Genomic DNA, 1,082 nt, shown 5'->3' with positions numbered 1-1,082 from the left:
CGCGCGGCGTGGCCTGTACTTCAAGCAATGGCGGCTTTGGCTGCCGCGGGCGTATGAGGACGAGCCCAGGGCCACCCTGCCGCAGCCACTCGAGACCCTGCTGCGCAGCGCCGATCCGAATTGGCAGGCGCCACAGCGCTCGCGGTTCTGTGTTGAGCAGTGCGAGCAGTTTCGGCTGCCCGAATTGCACCTGCCGCGCCGGGGCAAGCGCTTTCCGCAGTCTGACACGCGGGTGGTCCAGCAGATGCTGGATTGGAGCATGCAACGGCTGCTGCCGCGCGGCGATGGACCGCATAGCAATCATGAGGAGTTGGCCTTCTGTCTGCCGAGCCTGGAGCAGAGCTATTTCAGCGATCATTTCGATGTGCGCAACCTATTTGCCCATCTGCGCCTGAGCCGGCTGATCGATGATCAGGAGCGCTGGATCATCCTGATCGACGAGGTGCAGAGCGATTGGCGGCGCGATCTGCGCCGGCAGCGTCTCGGACGGCCGTTGCCGGAGCGGCGCCTGGCGCGCGGTGGGGCGCTGCGAACCACACCGCAGCCGGTGCCGGAGTGCCCGCTGGGCGGGGATTGGTTGGCGGTGGTCGTCGAGGCCTTGGTCGCCTATGCCGTCACGGAAGGCGCCGAGTTGATCGCCTGGGTGCCGGGTGCGCTGCAGGTGGAGCTGGCCGAGGGTCTGCCGCTGCCGGTGGCGCAGCGTCTCTATGATCGGGATCTGCCGGCGGTCCTGCGCGCCGTCATCGCGCGTGATCAGCTGGAAGGTCGTGAGCCGCTGCCGAGCAGCTTCGACTACCAGACCTATGCGCGCAACCTGCGGTTCGAGTACCGCCGACATGAGGGCTGGCGGCTGCTGGATGCCAGCAATGGTCTGTCGCGGGGGCCATTTGCCGACCTAGAGCAAGCGACCGACTGCTTTCAACGTCTGGCTCAGCCGGTTGTGGAACGGCTGCCAGCGCTCTCCTTGAAGGTAGCTGCTGACTGAGGGAGGTCTAGGCTCACTCGGACCCGACCCAGCAGAAATGCTCGGTCCGCAGTTGCGTCTCGCCCTGCCAGCGATAGGCGCAGAGGATGCCCGGCTC

At 66.5% G+C, this 1,082-nt stretch carries 1 protein-coding gene; it reads left to right on the top strand.

Annotated features, from left to right (window positions below):
- Nucleotides 1-985 (top strand): hypothetical protein (locus CKO42_RS26665; protein ID WP_200252731.1); only part of this gene is annotated, 985 nt, incomplete at its 5' end.
- Nucleotides 986-1,082 lie beyond the last annotated feature (97 nt).

Origin of the sequence: Lamprobacter modestohalophilus (assembly GCF_016583905.1) — a bacterium.
In the GTDB taxonomy this organism is placed as follows: Bacteria; Pseudomonadota; Gammaproteobacteria; order Chromatiales; family Chromatiaceae; genus Lamprobacter; species Lamprobacter modestohalophilus.
Note: the sequence above shows the minus strand (reverse complement) of the source record. Positions and strands in the feature narration are given on the sequence as shown.